The organism is Cytobacillus gottheilii (assembly GCF_001636345.1).
Taxonomy (GTDB): Bacteria; Bacillota; Bacilli; order Bacillales; family Cytobacillaceae; genus Cytobacillus; species Cytobacillus gottheilii.
On sequence record NZ_KV440945.1, the window covers coordinates 1,635,559 to 1,652,855 of the forward strand.

At 40.7% G+C, this 17,297-nt stretch carries 20 protein-coding genes; 15 read left to right on the forward strand and 5 right to left on the reverse strand.

Going from position 1 to position 17,297, the window contains the following annotated elements; genetic code table 11:
- The first annotated feature begins 221 nt into the window (after positions 1–221).
- A complete protein-coding gene (gene ltrA, locus A6754_RS07840; protein WP_066441994.1) occupies positions 222–1,484 on the forward strand; it encodes a group II intron reverse transcriptase/maturase in 1,263 nt (420 codons plus the stop codon).
- Positions 1,485–1,591: 107 nt separating this feature from the next.
- Here the strand turns inward: ltrA and pssA are convergent, their stop codons facing one another.
- Positions 1,592–2,134, reverse strand: coding sequence for a CDP-diacylglycerol--serine O-phosphatidyltransferase (gene pssA / locus A6754_RS07845; protein ID WP_066443388.1), 543 nt, complete (start codon positions 2,132–2,134; stop codon positions 1,592–1,594).
- A gap of 220 nt (positions 2,135–2,354) precedes the next feature.
- On the opposite strand from pssA, the gene A6754_RS07850 reads away from it, so the two are divergent.
- The gene (locus A6754_RS07850) at positions 2,355–3,152 is read left to right on the forward strand and encodes a phosphatidylserine decarboxylase (protein ID WP_066443391.1); all 798 of its coding nucleotides are present in this window, start codon (positions 2,355–2,357) and stop codon (positions 3,150–3,152) included.
- 60 nt (positions 3,153–3,212) lie between these two features.
- Here the strand turns inward: A6754_RS07850 and A6754_RS07855 are convergent, their stop codons facing one another.
- Positions 3,213–3,353 carry a sporulation histidine kinase inhibitor Sda gene (locus A6754_RS07855; protein ID WP_066443394.1) on the reverse strand — a complete coding sequence of 47 codons (141 nt, stop codon included), beginning with the start codon at positions 3,351–3,353 and terminating at the stop codon, positions 3,213–3,215.
- A 522-nt stretch (positions 3,354–3,875) separates the two neighbouring features.
- Here A6754_RS07855 and A6754_RS07860 point away from each other — a divergent pair.
- Genes A6754_RS07860 through A6754_RS07895 form a run of 8 tightly spaced genes read left to right on the forward strand, consistent with a single transcriptional unit; the run spans position 3,876 to position 8,905 of the window.
- Positions 3,876–4,391, forward strand: a complete 516-nt coding sequence (locus tag A6754_RS07860) for a YqeG family HAD IIIA-type phosphatase (protein ID WP_066443397.1) — start codon at positions 3,876–3,878, stop codon at positions 4,389–4,391.
- A gap of 3 nt (positions 4,392–4,394) precedes the next feature.
- Entirely contained in the window at positions 4,395–5,501 is a 1,107-nt protein-coding gene (yqeH, locus tag A6754_RS07865) for a ribosome biogenesis GTPase YqeH (protein WP_066443400.1), read from the forward strand.
- A gap of 25 nt (positions 5,502–5,526) precedes the next feature.
- Positions 5,527–6,357: a shikimate dehydrogenase gene (aroE, locus tag A6754_RS07870; protein ID WP_066443403.1), complete on the forward strand. Its 831-nt coding sequence runs from the start codon at positions 5,527–5,529 to the stop codon at positions 6,355–6,357.
- 2 nt (positions 6,358–6,359) lie between these two features.
- On the forward strand, positions 6,360–6,650 hold the full coding sequence (yhbY, locus tag A6754_RS07875; protein WP_066443406.1) for a ribosome assembly RNA-binding protein YhbY: 291 nt from the start codon (positions 6,360–6,362) through the stop codon (positions 6,648–6,650).
- A gap of 16 nt (positions 6,651–6,666) precedes the next feature.
- Positions 6,667–7,236 carry a nicotinate-nucleotide adenylyltransferase gene (locus A6754_RS07880; protein WP_066443408.1) on the forward strand — a complete coding sequence of 190 codons (570 nt, stop codon included), beginning with the start codon at positions 6,667–6,669 and terminating at the stop codon, positions 7,234–7,236.
- Positions 7,226–7,804, forward strand: a complete 579-nt coding sequence (gene yqeK / locus A6754_RS07885; protein WP_066443410.1) for a bis(5'-nucleosyl)-tetraphosphatase (symmetrical) YqeK — start codon at positions 7,226–7,228, stop codon at positions 7,802–7,804. The genes A6754_RS07880 and yqeK overlap by 11 nt, the downstream gene beginning before the upstream one ends.
- Entirely contained in the window at positions 7,797–8,150 is a 354-nt protein-coding gene (gene rsfS, locus A6754_RS07890) for a ribosome silencing factor (protein WP_066443411.1), read from the forward strand. Before yqeK ends, rsfS begins: the two co-directional genes overlap by 8 nt.
- Positions 8,150–8,905: a class I SAM-dependent DNA methyltransferase gene (locus tag A6754_RS07895; protein WP_066443414.1), complete on the forward strand. Its 756-nt coding sequence runs from the start codon at positions 8,150–8,152 to the stop codon at positions 8,903–8,905. Before rsfS ends, A6754_RS07895 begins: the two co-directional genes overlap by 1 nt.
- A gap of 77 nt (positions 8,906–8,982) precedes the next feature.
- Here A6754_RS07895 and comER read toward each other — a convergent pair whose 3' ends face one another.
- Positions 8,983–9,804 carry a late competence protein ComER gene (comER, locus tag A6754_RS07900; RefSeq protein WP_066443417.1) on the reverse strand — a complete coding sequence of 274 codons (822 nt, stop codon included), beginning with the start codon at positions 9,802–9,804 and terminating at the stop codon, positions 8,983–8,985.
- An 88-nt stretch (positions 9,805–9,892) separates the two neighbouring features.
- Here comER and A6754_RS07905 point away from each other — a divergent pair, with 88 nt between their 5' ends.
- The 3 genes from A6754_RS07905 (at position 9,893) to A6754_RS07915 (ending at position 13,480) form a co-directional block, all read left to right on the forward strand.
- Positions 9,893–10,513 carry a helix-hairpin-helix domain-containing protein gene (locus A6754_RS07905; RefSeq protein ID WP_066443419.1) on the forward strand — a complete coding sequence of 207 codons (621 nt, stop codon included), beginning with the start codon at positions 9,893–9,895 and terminating at the stop codon, positions 10,511–10,513.
- A 61-nt stretch (positions 10,514–10,574) separates the two neighbouring features.
- The gene (locus A6754_RS07910; protein WP_066443421.1) at positions 10,575–11,135 is read left to right on the forward strand and encodes a ComE operon protein 2; all 561 of its coding nucleotides are present in this window, start codon (positions 10,575–10,577) and stop codon (positions 11,133–11,135) included.
- 20 nt (positions 11,136–11,155) lie between these two features.
- A complete protein-coding gene (locus A6754_RS07915) occupies positions 11,156–13,480 on the forward strand; it encodes a DNA internalization-related competence protein ComEC/Rec2 (protein WP_066443424.1) in 2,325 nt (774 codons plus the stop codon).
- A gap of 254 nt (positions 13,481–13,734) precedes the next feature.
- Here the strand turns inward: A6754_RS07915 and A6754_RS07920 are convergent, their stop codons facing one another.
- The gene (locus tag A6754_RS07920; RefSeq protein WP_066443427.1) at positions 13,735–13,869 is read right to left on the reverse strand and encodes a YqzM family protein; all 135 of its coding nucleotides are present in this window, start codon (positions 13,867–13,869) and stop codon (positions 13,735–13,737) included.
- 314 nt (positions 13,870–14,183) lie between these two features.
- On the opposite strand from A6754_RS07920, the gene holA reads away from it, so the two are divergent.
- Positions 14,184–15,203 carry a DNA polymerase III subunit delta gene (holA, locus tag A6754_RS07925; protein ID WP_066443430.1) on the forward strand — a complete coding sequence of 340 codons (1,020 nt, stop codon included), beginning with the start codon at positions 14,184–14,186 and terminating at the stop codon, positions 15,201–15,203.
- A 118-nt stretch (positions 15,204–15,321) separates the two neighbouring features.
- Here holA and rpsT read toward each other — a convergent pair whose 3' ends face one another.
- A complete protein-coding gene (rpsT, locus tag A6754_RS07930) occupies positions 15,322–15,585 on the reverse strand; it encodes a 30S ribosomal protein S20 (RefSeq protein ID WP_066443438.1) in 264 nt (87 codons plus the stop codon).
- Between the two features lie 330 nt (positions 15,586–15,915).
- Here rpsT and gpr point away from each other — a divergent pair, with 330 nt between their 5' ends.
- Positions 15,916–17,040, forward strand: coding sequence for a GPR endopeptidase (gene gpr, locus A6754_RS07935; RefSeq protein ID WP_066443440.1), 1,125 nt, complete (start codon positions 15,916–15,918; stop codon positions 17,038–17,040).
- Positions 17,041–17,297: the final 257 nt, after the last annotated feature.

The window sequence follows — 17,297 nt, forward strand, 5'->3', positions numbered from 1 at the left end:
ACAGGCGTCAGCAGAAGCCATAGTACTTATTCGCTTAAGAGGATAAGGAAGGGCTGAACCGGTTATGGAAAATAGGAACTAGGCGTATCTTTCCATTCGATGAAACAGAAAACATAGTACCTGTTTAATGAAAGAAACGGTGAATCCGCGGGGGTCATTAAACAGGGTGGAGAATGAAAAGGACACAAACAGAACACCTATTTACGCGGGAGGTTATATCAATGTTAATGGAACGAATCATGTCACGGGAAAACCTACTTAATGCGATTAAAAGAGTAGAAAAGAATAAGGGAAAACATGGAGTGGACGAAATGCCCGTCACTGCTCTTCGTGGACATATTATGCTCAACTGGAGCGAACTGCGAAAATCCCTCTTCGAGGGAACCTATATCCCATCCCCCGTCCGTCGAGTCGAAATCCCGAAACCAGACGGCAAAGGGAAGAGGAAACTGGGAATCCCAACCGTGACAGACCGTTTCATTCAACAAGCAATCACCCAAGTGCTTACCAGAATGTATGACCCTAGTTTCTCTGAATGTAGCTTCGGCTTTCGCCCTAACAGGCGAGCGCACCAGGCTGTTAAATTAGCCCAAAGCTATATAGAAGAGGGTTATCGATGGGTAGTCGACATTGACCTTGAAAAGTTCTTTGACAAGGTTAACCACGATAGATTAATGAGTAAATTAGCCATGAGGATAAAGGATAGTACTCTCCTCAAACTAATAAGACGGTTCTTAACCTCTGGTGTTATGGAAGGCGGACTTGTCAGTCCTAACCTTGAGGGGACACCGCAAGGTGGACCTTTAAGCCCTTTACTTTCGAATATTGTGTTGGATGAACTGGATAAAGAACTGGAGCGCAGAGGACATCGCTTTGTCCGCTACGCCGATGATTGTAATATCTATGTGAAATCTAAAAGAGCTGGAGAAAGAGTTATGAAGGCAATGACCCATTTTATCGAGAGGAATCTTAAACTGAAGGTTAACAAGGATAAAAGTGCTGTAGACCGCCCTTGGAAAAGGAAATTTCTTGGGTTCAGTTTTACAAGTAATCTAAAACCGAAGGTGAGAATATCTCCCCAATCAGTTAAACGGTTTAAAGATAAAATAAGAAAGCTTACAAGCAGACGAAGGTCAATTGCCATGGAAGATAGGATTCATAACCTTAACCAATATCTAGTGGGATGGGTTAATTATTATCATTTAGCAGATACCCGTTCAGTAATCGCAAAACTCGAAGGATGGCTTAATCGAAGGTTAAGAATGATTCGATGGAAGGAATGGAAACTTCCCCAAACGAAGGTCAAGAAACTTATTAAACTAGGTGTTTCGAAAGGGAAAGCATATGAATGGGGAAATACAAGAAAGGCTTATTGGAGGATATCCAAAAGTCCAATTCTTCATAAAACATTAGGGAAAGCCTACTGGCTTTCCCTTGGGTTAAAAAGTATTTCTGCTAGATATGACTTACAGCGTTCGACTTAATCGGAACCGCCGTATACGGAACCGTACGTACGGTGGTGTGAGAGGGATAAATGGAGGTTAATCGCCTCCCCCTATCTCAATTCACCAAGCTTATGGGTAAAAGAAATTCAGCGGATTTTCTTTACTTTCATCGTACTGACCATCATGAAAGATAAGATTATGGTGAAAGATAAATAGAAGACTGGGGGTATATGTAAAATCATCAGCATGCTCAGCGCTGCAAAGAGACCAGCAGCGGTAATTGGCAATCCAATAAAATACTCATCTTGATGGATCAGATGGTAACGTGCAAGGCGAATCGCCCCGCAGCATGTATACATCATGGTGAAAACCATACCAGTGACACCAAATTCATAAAGAATTCCCTGATATAATAATAGTGCTGGTGCTATACCAAATGATATAATATCACTCATGGAATCCAATTGTTTTCCGAACTCAGATTGAATCTGAAGTTTCCTTGCCAGCATCCCATCAAGAAAATCTAAGAGAGCAGCCAAAACAATGAACAAAATTCCAATTGAAATCTGCTCATTCATAATGAATATACAAGCAATACTTCCACTGCTAAGATTCAATAAAGTGAATATATTTGCGATTTGAGACCTGAATCTTTTCCATAAATGGTGGCTGCTTTGAAATGAAAGCATCTTTTCACTCCTTTGAATAAGAAAAGCGCAAGCGCTTTGAACACATTACATAAGACCTTTTAACAACGAATACAATTGTCCTTATATAATAAATATTTTAAAGACTGTTATTTTATACGGTTTAAAAGCAGCAAAGTTTCAGGATGCTGCTATGCTTATTTTGTATATAGCTGCTGATTTTAGGCAGGATGACTTAATGACAAGAGATTGGAGCTAAAAGATGAAACAACCTATCTATCGCTTTTTGATTGAACTGACTAATGGCAGAATTACGTCCTATCTTCTTCAAAAATTTGCTCGGTCAAAGCTTAGCAGATTTGTAATTCCTTCATTTTCAAAAACCTATAAAATTAATGAACAGGAAATGGAAAAAGAACGAAAAGAATATCAATCGCTGCATGATTTTTTTATCCGTAAGCTGAAAACAAATGCGCGGATCACACATGCTGCAGAAGAATCAGTTGTTAGTCCGGTGGATGCGGTCATTGAAGATATCGGCATGATTGAAAGCACGCGTGAGATTGTTGTTAAAGGAAAAACCTATTCAATCAGTGAGATGCTGGGAAGCAAAGAGAAAGCGGATGTTTATGCTGGCGGGGAGTATATGATTTTATATTTAAGTCCCAGTCATTATCATCGCATTCATAGTCCTGTTACAGGAACGGTCCTTGAACAATGGACCTTGGGCCGTAAATCATATCCAGTCAATCGATTGGGACTTAAATATGGCAGGGATACGTTATCGAAAAATTATCGGACAATCACTGAAATTCAGCATGAAGAAGGAAAGCTTGCGGTCATTAAGGTGGGAGCGATGTTTGTCAATTCAATTGAAACAACTCATAATGGGGACATGCTCGAAAAAGGGAAGGAAATGGCTTACTTTACATTCGGATCTACCGTTATTCTCTTGTTTGAAAAAGATACCTTTATACTTGATCAGGGCATTAAAGCACCTTTCAACATTCAAGCAGGAAAGAGAATTGGCGATATAGTCCATCAATCTGTCCAAGTTTAATTATAGAAAAAAATAAAAGCCCTTTAAAAAAGGGCTTGTCCAATTTACAAGTAGCAGACTTTAAGATGAAGCTTTAATCTGGTTTGTTAAAGATCTCCGGTGGATTTCCGTTTCAATTAATCGAATAAAGTCTGGGGAAAGTCGAAGTTCTTTTGCTTTATGATACGACTCTATGAGCAGGTCATCTGACAGTTTGCGCAAAGTTGACTCACCTCCAAAAGTGGGCTTTAAATCGTTCTATGTAACTGGATTTAAACATATATTTAGTAGGTAATTGTGTTGTACCCTTACTTTACCAAATTTAAACACACGGAACAACCGTTCGGTTATCCACAGTCAGTGGTGGATAACCTGTGATTATTTTGTTTATATATGGGAAAATGATAACTGTATCATAGTGTATAATGTGAATAAAGTTATCCACAAATTCGAAGCTGAAAATTTTGTCGAAAAGTATTTGCCTTAATTTATAAATGTACGGAAATTTGTTCTCCTTATGGGAAACATTTTTTATGCAAAAGATATAATGAGGATCTTTAAAGATCGGATTAGATAAATGGAAGAAACTAAGAGAGTAATGTGAAGAGGAATCTGGATAGTGAATGCTATCAAGCAGATATCAGAACATATCCTTAAAGCTTTATAACGCTTTAGAAATATATTGACCATCACCAGATGATGTGACATAGTAATGCAGAATAAGAAAATTGAGGTGTGACAATGGTGTTGAAGCATTTTTTACCAAATCAGCATGTGAAAAGTATCTTTGAAATAACTCCGGATACGCTGGCTGAAAGAGGTGTTAAGGGAATTATTACCGATTTGGATAACACGCTTGTTGAGTGGGATCGTCCAAACGCAACCCCGAAACTGATTAAATGGTTCGAGGATATGAAAAATAGCAATATTAAAGTTACGATTGTATCCAATAATAATGAAAATAGAGTAAAGGCATTTTCAGAGCCGCTTAATATTCCTTTTATATATCAAGCTCGCAAACCAATGGGACGAGCGTTTAGACGTGCATTAGCTGAAATGGGCTTACAGCAGGAAGAAACAGTTGTAATCGGGGACCAGCTGCTTACAGATGTTCTTGGCGGAAACCGCAGCGGGTTTCACACCGTATTGGTTGTGCCTGTTGCCCAAACAGATGGATTTGTAACAAGGTTTAACAGAAAAGTGGAAAGACGCATCCTTAATTTCTTCCGGAAAAAAGGGATGATTCAGTGGGAGGATTAAACATTGAGTGAACAATATGTCTGCATTGGATGCGGAGTGAAAATTCAAACAGATGAAAGAGAAGGCTTAGGCTATGCTCCGCCTTCTGCATTGGAAAAAGAGGAAATCATTTGTCAGCGCTGTTTCCGTTTAAAGCATTACAACGAAATTCAGGACGTCAGCTTAACAGATGATGATTTTCTGAAAATATTAAATGGAATTGGCCAAACAGATGCCCTCATCGTTAAAATTGTCGATATCTTTGACTTTAATGGCAGCTGGCTGCCTGGGCTGCACCGATTTGTGGGCAAAAATCCAATCCTGCTGGTTGGGAACAAGGTCGACCTTTTGCCAAAATCAGTTAAGCAGAATAAGCTGATCAATTGGATGAAGCAGGAATCCAAGGAGCTTGGACTAAAGCCTGAGGATGTTTTCCTTGTGAGTGCAGGCAAAGGACAGAACATGAAAGAAGTGGCAGAAGCGATTGATCACTATCGTGGTGGTAAAGATGTGTATGTGGTCGGCTGTACAAATGTCGGGAAGTCGACATTTATAAATCGTATTCTAAAGGAAGTAACAGGTGAAGGAGATATTATTACAACATCTCATTTTCCTGGCACGACTCTTGATATTATTGAGATCCCACTTTCTGATGGACAAGCTCTGATGGATACACCAGGGATTATCAATCATCATCAGATGGCACACTTTGTCGATAAGCGTGATCTGAAAGTCATTACGCCGAAAAAAGAAATTAAGCCAAAAATCTATCAGCTAAATGAAGGGCAGACATTATATTTTGGCGGATTAGCAAGATTTGATTATGTCTCAGGCGGCGGCAAAACCTCGTTTGTCTGCCATTTCTCAAACGAATTGCTGATTCATCGGACCAAAACAGAGAATGCTGGGGAGCTTTATAAAAATCATGCCGGCGAAATGCTGACACCTCCGAGACAGGAGCAAATGGATGATTTCCCGGAGCTGGTGAAGCAGGAGTTCTCGATCAAAGAAGGAAAGACAGATATCGTTTTCTCAGGTTTAGGCTGGATTACAATTAACGACCCGGGAATTAAAGTTACTGCCTATGTTCCTAAAGGTGTTCATGTAATAACCAGGAAATCACTGATTTAGTTTTCACGGAAGGGGAATCAGATTTATGCAAAAGCTATTTGCTGTTATAGGTGATCCGATCGCCCACTCCATGTCACCTCTCATGCATAATGATCTTTTTGGAGTATATGGGATCAATGCCCATTACCATCCTCTTCTCGTAAAAAAAGAGTCACTGCAAGAGGCTGTTGCAGGCTTGAAGGCCATAGGCATATCGGGATTCAATGTCACAGTACCGCATAAAGAAAGAATTATTCCTTTTCTTGATTATGTAGACCCGCTTGCAGGATCCATTGGTGCTGTTAACACAGTAGTCAATAAAGAAGGCAAATTGCATGGCTATAATACGGACGGCACTGGTTATGTGGCAGGATTGCAGACGGTACTGCCGGATTTCAAGAACAGGCGGACATTGGTTATTGGAGCTGGAGGAGCAGCAAGAGGCATTTATTTTGCACTCGCTGCTGCTGGCCTGCAGCACATTGATTTGTGCAATCGGACTGCAGAGAAGGCTGAGCTTATTAAGAATGAGTGTCCATATGAAGTGCAAACAACCGTTTATTCAAAGGACATGGCGGAAAAAGAATTGTCACAGTATGGGTTAATCATCCAGACAACGCCAATTGGAATGTCGGCAGCCAGTCAAGGCTTCCCCCTATCTTTACAGCGTCTCGATTCCAAAACATTTGTCAGCGATATTATCTATAATCCACTCTACTCTCCCTTTTTGCTGCAAGCTCAAAAGGCAGGAGCAGAGATTCAAAACGGCCTGCCAATGTTTGTGTATCAAGGGGCACTAGCGTTTGAACTTTGGACAGGCATAAAACCCGATACAAATAGAATGAAAAAACTTGTATTATCACATCTAGGAGGTTAACAATGTTAACAGGTAAACAAAAAAGATTTTTAAGATCAAAGGCACACCATTTGAACCCGATTTTTCAAGTTGGAAAAGGCGGCGTCAATGAAAATATGATCGGGCAGATTTGTGAAGCCCTTGAAGCTAGAGAATTGATGAAAATCAGTGTGCTTCAAAACTGTGAAGAAGATCGCGATGAAGTGGCAGCAAAGCTGTCAAAAGGTGCACGTGCAGAATTAGTTCAAGTGATCGGAAACACAATAGTACTATATAAAGAATCAAGAGAGAATAAGCAAATTCAATTACCATAACAGGGAGTGAAGACTTCTGAAAAAGGTAGGAATTCTGGGCGGAACCTTTGACCCTCCGCATCTTGGCCATTTTATTATTGCGAATGAGGTAAAAGAGGAACTTGAGCTTGATGAAATCTGGTTTATGCCAAACCAGGAGCCTCCGCATAAAGTACGGTTAAATTCGGTGTCGGCTTCAGATCGGGTCATGATGCTGGAGCTTGGCATTACCGGGCACCCTGGTTTTAAAGTAGAAACGATTGAACTGGACAGGCAAGGTCCCTCCTACACCTATGACACCATCAAGCAGCTGAATGAGTTATATGAACAATACAGCTTTTATTTTATCATTGGTGCGGACATGGTAGAATATTTGCCCAAGTGGCATAACATTAATGAGCTGATCACGATGGTGCAATTCATTGGTGTCAATCGTCCCTCTTATGAGCTTGAAAGCGACTATCCTATTACATATGCTAATGTGCCGGATGTGGCGATTTCATCCAGTTTGATTCGGGATCGCCTTCAAAAAGGGAGATCCATTACGTATTTAGTTCCGAATGAAATACGTGATTATATAAAGGAGAAAAAGCTGTATGGATCTTGAAAAAGCGCTAAGTCTAGTAAAAGAACAATTAACAGAGAAACGATATATTCATACCATTGGCGTAATGGAAACAGCGATTGAACTGGCGAAAAAGTATAAAGCTGATGAGAAAAAAGCGGAAATCGCAGCGATTTTCCATGATTATGCGAAGTTCAGACCGAAAGATGAAATGAAAAGCATCATCATTGAACAGAAAATGCCGGCAGACTTGCTTTTGCACCACTCTGAATTATGGCATGCTCCTGTAGGGGCTTACCTTGTTAAAGAGGAAGCGGGCATTGCAGATGAAGAGATATTGGATGCAATCCGCTATCATACATCAGGGCGTGAGCATATGACGCTTTTGGACAAAATTATCTATGTCGCCGATTATATTGAGCCGGGCCGCAAATTCCCTGGTGTCGAGGAAGTCCGGCTGTCAGCACAAGAAAATTTAGATGCAGCACTTAAACAGGCGATGAGCAATACAATTATATTTTTAATAAAACAAGGGCAGGCAGTATATCCGCAGACACTAGAGGCTTATAATGGATTATTGTTAAATAGAAAGGACAGATTAAATGACTGAAAAAACATTATTAAATACAGCTGTAAAAGCAGCAGATGATAAAAGAGCAGAGGATATTATCGCATTAAATATGAAGGGAATTTCCTTAATTGCCGATTATTTTGTGATTTGCCATGGTAACTCTGACAAGCAAGTACAGGCAATTGCCCGCGAAATCAAAGAAAAAGCAGAAGAGCTTGGACATACAGTTAAGCGTATGGAAGGCTTCGATGAGGCAAGGTGGATTCTCGTTGATTTAGGAGATGTGGTGGCACATGTCTTCCATAAGGATGAAAGAAATTATTACAATTTAGAACGCCTTTGGGGAGACGCGCCATCTGAAAATGTTCAAAGCGAGTTAAACTAATGAGCTATGAGCAGTTCGCTTATCTTTACGATGAGCTGATGAAAGATGTTCCCTATAAAAAATGGGTTGAAATCATTGAGCAAAAGGCCGCTGAATATCATGTTGCCGGAAAAAAATTGCTGGACCTTGCCTGCGGAACTGGTGAGCTTTCTGTACGCCTTGCAGGCAGCGGATATGACGTAACAGGAGTAGATCTTTCAGAAGATATGCTTTCTGTTGCAAGGGGGAAGTCTGATGAACAAGGCCTTCCTATCCAGTATTTTCAGCAGAACATGGCTGAGCTTGAAGGTCTTGGCCTCTTTGACATCATCGGTATTTTTTGCGACTCTCTGAACTATTTGCAAAATGAAGAAGACGTGAAGAGAACCTTTGAGGGTGTATTCACACACCTAAAGGATGATGGTCTGTTTATTGCTGATGTTCATTCTGTTTATAAAATGGCGCATATCTTTATGAACCAGACATTCGCTTTAAACGAAGAAGAAATCAGCTACATATGGGAGAGCTTTGAAGGCGAACACCCTCACAGTGTTGAGCATGAATTAACCTTTTTTGCACTTGATGAGGCAACAGGCAAATATGACCGCTATGATGAACTCCATTTTCAGCGCACCTATCCTGTTGAACAATACCGAACATGGCTGAACCAGGCTGGCTTTGAAGTGCTGGACGTTTTAGCAGACTTCTCTGACACCCCGCCGCAGGATGATTCTGAGCGGATCTTTTTCATTTGCAGGAAGCACATGAAAAAATAAGGAAAAAGCAAGATCATGAGAAAATGATCTTGCTTTTTTATCTTTTTTAAAAGGATTTTGTCTCGTTATCCCGAATACTAGAAGGTATACTGCTTTTTCATGAGATCCAAATCATCCGCAAACTTCGCGTGTGTTGCCTTAAATACTTGCTCAAACACATCTCCTAGCTCACTTTCCAGTACCTTAATGCCTTCTCCTGTAATTCCGCCTTTCACACAGACCTTTTCCTGCAATGTCGGCAGCGTATAATACCCTTTTCTCAAAAGTTCACCCAAACCAATCAGCATCTCGCCAGCAAGCTTTGTAGCTGTTTCCTGATCGATCTCCGTTTCATTTACCGCTGCCGTAATAAAACGCTGTGTTAAATAACTATAAAAGGCTGGTCCGCAGCTGACAATATCAGATGCCACACGCGTAATATTTTCTTCAATTTCGACCGGCGCAGAGATTGAAGCGAATAGAGCTTTCAGGTTCGCCTTCCACTTCTCAGCGCACCGATCACCGTAGCTAAGCAGAGATACCCCGGCTAAGGCGCGGTTTGTAATGCTCGGTATAGCTCTTGCTGCCGAGCATGGAACAATCGATTCCAGCTGTTTTATGCTGATTGGACTTGTGATGGATACGACGCATTTATCAGGTGCCAGCTGGTTTTGTATACTGCTGATGACATGATGTACATCATGTGGTTTTACACAGATAAAGATCAGATCAGAGTGCTCTGCTACCGCTTTAGCATCGACTCCGACATTTAATCCGGCATAAACCTCTTGCAGCGGCAATGCTTTTGCTAATGTTCGATTCGTGATCATTAGATCCTCTGGTAAAACAGTTCCTCCATCTATAAATGCTTCCGTCAGAATTCTGCCCATATTTCCTGTGCCAATCACACCAATTTTCATGCTGCAACCCTCCTATGCATGCAAAACTTTCTCCTAAAAACATATGAAAAAATAAAACAATTATGCTAAAAGAAAGCTGGTGAAAAATATGCTCCATTTTATAAAGGAAAAAAAGCTTTATTTCATGCTCATTTGCCTTGGGGCAGGCTTGCTGATTTTGTTTTTCTTTTTTCCTGGCCAAGAAGGTGATGATTTAACACAGATAAATGAGGAAGCAGTACAGCAGCAGGAGGCACTGCCGGTGACAAAAGAAGTCACAGAGGAACCTGCGGAGGAAGAAATTATTTTAGTTGATGTCAAAGGTTCTGTTGAAAATCCAGGTGTTTATGAAGCAGAAGATGGGGACAGGGTGTTGGACTTGATTGCCGATGCAGGAGGACTTGAAAAAGGTGCAGATGAAAAGAAGATTAATTTTGCACAGCGGGTGACAGATGAAATGGTTTTATATATTCCAAAGGAGGGTGAAGAGACAGCTGAGATTGAATTGAATATGCCGGCCAATTCCACTGATGATGAAACTGTCAATCTTAATACGGCAGACTCGGCGGAGCTTCAGACACTGCCGGGAATAGGGCCAGCTAAGGCAGAGGCGATTATTGATTATCGTGATACAAACGGACCGTTTAAAGAAAAGGAGGAGCTGAAAGAGATATCCGGCATTGGTGATAAAACCTATGAAAAACTGGCTGAACTGATTAAAGTCAATTGACCTGTCCTTTAAGCCGCTTTACACTAGAAAGAGAATGCGGGAGATAAAGGAGAGTCAAAAGATGAATAGAATTTCATGGGATCAATATTTCATGGCGCAAAGCCATTTATTAGCACTTCGCAGCACTTGCACACGGCTGGCTGTGGGAGCAACAATTGTTCGTGATAAAAGAATTATTGCTGGCGGCTATAATGGCTCCATTGCCGGTGGAGAGCATTGTATTGATGAAGGCTGTTATGTGATTGACAATCATTGTGTCCGCACAATCCATGCTGAGATGAATGCGATTTTACAATGTGCAAAGTTTGGGGTGCCAACGAGTGACGCAGAAATTTATGTTACGCATTTTCCTTGCCTGCAATGCTGTAAAGCGATCATTCAGGCTGGCATTAAGACTGTTTATTATGCGGAAGATTATAAAAACCATCCTTATGGAATCGAGCTTTTTCAAAAAGCAGGTGTCGAGGTCATGAAGGTTGATAGTGAAGAATTGACGATTGATTTTAAACAAGCAGAAAAACGGGCTTTTGTTTATGAAATGCTTTCCTTTATTGAAAACAAAGAGGGACAAGCAGCTTCATTTCAAAAGCTCCGCGAAGAGGCGGAAAAGCTTTTTTCATAAACAGGGTTTCGAGGTGAGAAATGAAAGGTAACGGCATTTATTTTGCTTTTGCTTCCTTACTTGGAATTACAGCCGCACTTGCCGATAGAATGGTTAGTTTTATTGGCTTGTGCCTGCTAGTAATCCTTTTAATCTTTTATAAAAAATGGCATGCTGGGTTGATCGCAATCCTTGTTGTTATTTCGGTCTTTATGTACTTTAGAAGCGAATTAGCAGAGCGCAATCAAGTGACACAGTTTAGGGGAGATGAAACAGAATTCACCATAACATTTCAAGACAAAATAAAAGTAGATGGGGATTTACTTTCAGCAGAGGTGAAAAGCAGCACTGGAGAATTGATGATGATGCGCTACGAAATATCATCTGAGATAGAGAAAGAATTGCTCACTGATGAGGTGCGTCCCGGACTGAATTGCTCTGTTAGGGGTCAGCTTGAAGAGCCTTCATCAGTTACAAATCCGAACGGATTTGATTATCGTTTATATCTGCAGAGAAATCGAATGTACTGGATCTTAGAAGTTCCAGATTTTCCCTTCGCTCAATGTTCCTCTGAAGTTTCATCTCCGATTACCTTCTTTCAAAAGCTTCGTTTTAATGGAATATCTTATCTCAAAGATCATTTTCCTGATCAGTCTGCAGGTTTGGCTGCAGCTCTAATCTTTGGTGACAGAAATGGAATTGACCATGATGTGATTACCTCTTATGAGCGATTGGGGATTGTTCATTTATTGGCCATTTCCGGGCTCCATGTTGCCATGCTGGCTGGCATTATGTATTATCTTGGCTTAAGAATAGGGTTCACGCGGGAAAGAATGACTCATTTCTTATTCATCATCTTGCCAATTTATGCTGTGCTGACAGGAGCGGCTCCTTCAGTAAACCGGTCGGTTCTCATGCTGATGCTTGCTTTGGGGGCGAAAAAATTCCATTTCCATCTTCCAACAAGTGATATCATATCAGCTGTTTTCATTGGATATGTACTTATTTCTCCATATGCCATATTTAATATAGGCCTGCAGCTCTCTTTTCTCATTACCCTCTCATTAATATTATCTGCACAGAACTTAACAAAAAAAGCTCAGAATTCACTGGTTCTGACCCTGCAGACTTCTTTTATTTGCTTGCTCTCTTCTCTTCCCATCATGTTTTATTATTTTTACGAAGTTTCCCTGATTTCTCTGTTTGTGAATATCATTTACATTCCGCTTTATTCATGGATCATGATGCCTGGATTCATGTTTTTATATTTTGTTCATATGGGAGCTGGAGGAGAGAAGGCTGAGTTTCTTGTTACTGTTTTTGATCTCTTTACACAATTAGTTAATGCCGGCAGTGACTGGCTGTCAGACGTACCTTTTGCCGTGTTAACGTTAGGGATTCCTTCTAATCTTGTTCTTATTCTTTATGCAGCGGCGATCATATCTTTTTTTGCATTGTGGGAAAAGCGTTCTGGAGCCAAGTCTTTTGTAAGAATTTTGCTGCTCCCGGCTTCTGTTGTCTTCATTCATTATGCTGTCAATTCTTTTTCACCGTATGGAGAAGTGACCATGATCGATGTTGGACAGGGAGACAGCATTTTCATCCAGCTGCCTTTTGGCCAAGGAAACTATTTAATTGACACTGGTGGTGTGTTTCGTTTTCCAGAAGAAAAATGGAGAGAAAGAAAGAAACCTTTCGAAGTAGGCAGAGATACGATTGTTCCTTTTCTAAAAAGTAAAGGAGTACGGACATTAGATAAGCTTATGATCACACATGGCGATGTTGACCATATTGGCGGCAGTGAAGCCATTCTGAACGAGATGGATGTGAAGGAAGTATTAATGGCGGCTGAAGCAGAACCATCTGAAGCGGAAAGGAAACTGGCAGCTGCTGCCAGAAATAATGATATTGAAGTCCATAATGTACAAGCAGGTATGGGATGGAAAAACGGGCAATCTTTCTTTCAGATTATGTTGCCGGGAGAGTCTGCGGAGAGCATGGAAGAAAATAATGGATCGATCGTGATGTATGCTGAGATTGGCGGCTTACGCTGGCTGTTTATGGGAGATGCCGAGGAGAGTGGTGAAAAGCTGCTAATAGATCACTATGAGAACCTTCGCGCAGATGTGCTGAAGGTGGGCCACCACGGAAGTAAAACATCCACTTCTATAGAATTGCTGCAAACTGTTCAGCCTCAATACGCTTTGATTTCTGCCGGGAGAAATAACTTGTATGGCCATCCACATGGAGAAGTAATAGATAAACTGAACGAAGAAAAGACTTTTATTCTGCGCACAGATTTGCACGGGGCAATTACCTATAAATTTAAAGGAGGCCAAGGTACATTTTTTACCGTTATTCCATAGGATACAGTATCAGAAAAAAAAGAATGAAAAAGAGACTGTATTTTGATCATACAGTCTCAAGGCTGCTGGCGCTGGCAACCTGTTCAGCTTTCTGTCTTCATTCTTCAATCTCGCTTCCACTCTGTTTTTAGCATGGAAGAGAATTTGAAGAGCATCTTAAGCATGAACCATTTAGAATCTCCTAATCATAAAGGATGATTTGAAAGCGTTGGCATAAAAAGTCCTAATATAGGAAGATTCACTTTATGTAGCGATTAAGATGCGATAAATTTAATGACTGTTGCAATGACAAACAACGTTGCAAAAAATCCGAATGATACGACGAAGCCGATACCAGAGTCAATTGCATCATTTCGTGTGCTTTGTACGTTTTTTTCAAATTCGTTCACAGTCTACCCCTCCTATTTCCTATCTAGTATAAGCGAAATACTCTAAAAAATCCATACTTCCTCACATGCTTTTCCTGTCCTTACAGCAGTTGTCACAAATAACGTACTACTATGCAGGAGAAAATAGAATTACTGGTGCACCGCTGACGGCGAAGATTCCTAGGCCTTCGCTGTCGGCGTTCTATATAGATTGGGAATCAGCTCTATTCTCTATAGAGCTGATTCCCTATTGCTACTTGTCAAAACATGATGGCTTCTTTAGGATAGTAGTAGTGAATACTTGAAGCAAAACCTATTGAACGGAGCGAATATTTGTGTTTGATATATGGAAACAAATTAAGGGGCAGCGATTTGCACCAGTTTATTTAATTTATGGAACGGAGCCTTATCTGATAAATGAAACAAAGCAGCTGCTCATTGAGCATAGTTTAAATGAGGACGAGCTTGATTTCAATTTAGCCTCTTACGACCTGGAAGAGACACCAATTGAAACAGCTCTAGAAGATGCCGAAACACTGCCTTTTATGGGAGAGCGGCGCTTAATTCTCCTGCAGAATCCCGTTTTTCTAACTGCTGAAAAATCCAAGTCCAAAGTGGAGCACAATGTGGCAAAGCTTGAGGCATATTTAAAAGAGCCTTCACCTTATTCCATCGTTGTATTTTCAGGAGCATATGAAAAATTGGATGAGCGCAAAAAAATCACGAAGCAACTTAAGAAAACAGCAGCCATTGTAGAGGCAAAAAAGCTCGGAGAAAATGAATTAAAAACCTGGGTTCGTGAGCGGGCGGCACTGAATGGTGTTCAGATTGATGAAGATGCTGTTGAATTAATGCTTGCACTTGCAGGCACCAATTTATTTATGCTGACAAGTGAGATAGATAAAATCTCTTTATATGCGGATGATGAAAAACGCATAGATCAACAAATGGTAGAGAAGCTTGTTGCACGGTCATTGGAACAAAATATTTTTGCGCTCGTAGATAAAATTGTACATAGAAAAATTGATGAGGCACTGCGGATTTTTTACGATCTCCTCAAACAAAATGAAGAGCCGATCAAAATTTTAGCGGTCATTACCGGGCAGTTCAGACTTATCTACCAGGTGAAGGAGTTATCCAGAAAAGGCTACGGACAAAATCAGATGGCTGGTCAGCTGAAAATACATCCATTCCGGGTGAAGCTTGCAGCCGGACAAGCGCAGCTTTTTGATGATCAGGAACTATCCGCAATCATGAGCCAGCTCGCTGATGCAGATTATCAGATGAAAACGGGCGGAATGAACAAAACCATGCTGATTGAAATGTTTTTATTTAAATTAAGTGCGTCGAAATAATTTGAAAAACTGTATTTTTTCTGTGGCCAGCAGAGAGAATGCGGTTTTTTTATTAGGGGATGAAAATGAAGGCAAAATAAAAAGGCTATCTTTAGCAGATAGCCATGATTCCATAAACTTAAGAGTTTACAGAGTTTAATTTCTTCATTAAACGAGATTGTTTACGGGCAGCAGCATTTTTGTGGATAAGTCCTTTAGCAGCTGCTTTATTTAGCTTGCTTGCAGCAGCAGCAAAGCTTTCTTGTGCGTTAGCTTCGTTATTAACGATCGCAGCTTCAGCTTTTTTCACAGCAGTACGCATTGCAGATTTAGCAGTTGCGTTAGCAGCGTTGCGAGCTTCGCTTGTTTTTACACGCTTGATAGCAGATTTAATGTTTGGCATTCCATTCACCTCCTGAAAAAGCATCGAGATGATTGCAGGTTAACGGCATTTTATGCTCACCAAATGGAAGCCATTGCCGAAAAAGCCTTTACTCTAACTCGATAGTCACATTCATTAACAATTCATTAAGAACAAGTGCTATTCTACCAAACCCCCGCAAATAATGCAATACTCTGCAGCCAATTATCGTAAGTTGCCTGTTCTTATTTTGTTCATTCTAAAGGAAAAGGAACGGAAACTGCTATAATTGTGAATCTTTTCCTGCTGTTCAGGACATGATACATGATATATGGAATACTGTTAACACTTTTTAGAATGCGAGGGATCAGTATGAATGAGAAACCGGATTTAAGCAATTTTTCAGTAAGAACAGATTTAGCTGTAGAGGCGAGAGAAATGGTGCTTGCTGAAAGGCAAAATGGAATTCATCATGAGGAAGATCTCTCTCAAATTGAAGGCGTCATTATAAAAGAAAAAGAAGAAGACGATATCAAGGTTTCTTTTGTGGAGGTTACAAAAAAAGGAGCCGAGGCGATTGGGAAAAAAGAAGGCAGGTATTTAACCATTGAAGCATTAGGCATTCGCCAGCAGGACACTCCGCTTCAGGAAAAGGTTGTCGGGGTATTTGCAAAGGAATTCTCCCATTTTATAAAACAGCTTGGCATTACAGAAACGGCTTCTTGCTTAATCGTAGGCTTAGGAAACTGGAATGTTACACCGGATGCACTTGGCCCTGAGGTTTGTGAAAATGTTCTCGTCACAAGGCATTTATATCAGCTGCAGCCTGAGAGCGTTGAAGAAGGGTACCGTCCTGTCAGTGCCATTGCTCCTGGTGTTATGGGGTTAACTGGGATTGAAACAAGTGACATTATCTTCGGGATTGTTGAAAAGACGAAGCCGGATTTTGTTATTGCGATTGATGCACTTGCTGCCCGATCAATTGAGCGTGTAAATGCGACCATTCAAATTTCCGATACGGGTATTCATCCAGGTTCTGGTGTGGGAAATAAACGGAAGGAAATCAGTGCCGAGACATTGGGGATTCCAGTTGTGGCAATAGGCGTGCCAACGGTGGTTGATGCCGTATCTATTACGAGTGACACCATTGATTTCATCCTAAAGCATTTTGGTAAAGAGCTGAGAGAAGGAGATCGCCCTTCAAGAGCATTAGCACCTGCAGGAATGAATTTTGGCGGCAGAAAAAAACTGACAGAGGAAGACCTGCCAGAAGAAGGGCAGCGTCAAACCTTTTTGGGCATTGTGGGGACATTAGAGGAAGAAGAAAAGAGAAAGCTGATTTATGAAGTACTTTCTCCGATCGGCCATAACTTAATGGTCACACCAAAAGAAGTGGATATCTTCATCGAAGATATGGCAAATGTCATTGCCAACGGACTTAATGCAGCTCTTCATCAAAACATTAATGATGATAATAGCGGGATGTATACAAGGTAAGTTCTTTTTTGCAGTGGAAGAGAAAATACTGCCCGATAGCGTGGAAAATTGCTGCTGAGGGGAAGAAAAGACCGATAAAAGTGCCCGTCAGCGTGGAAAAATACTGCTGACGGGAAAAAATGTCCCGAATAACTGCACATCACCGCTCAAAACTGCTGTGGAAAAGAAAAGTTATACAAAGTGCAAAGCCACTTCCCCACCAATTGTAAAATTCGCTAGCTTAAAAAATAAAACATATTCTAGTTCTATCTTTCCTA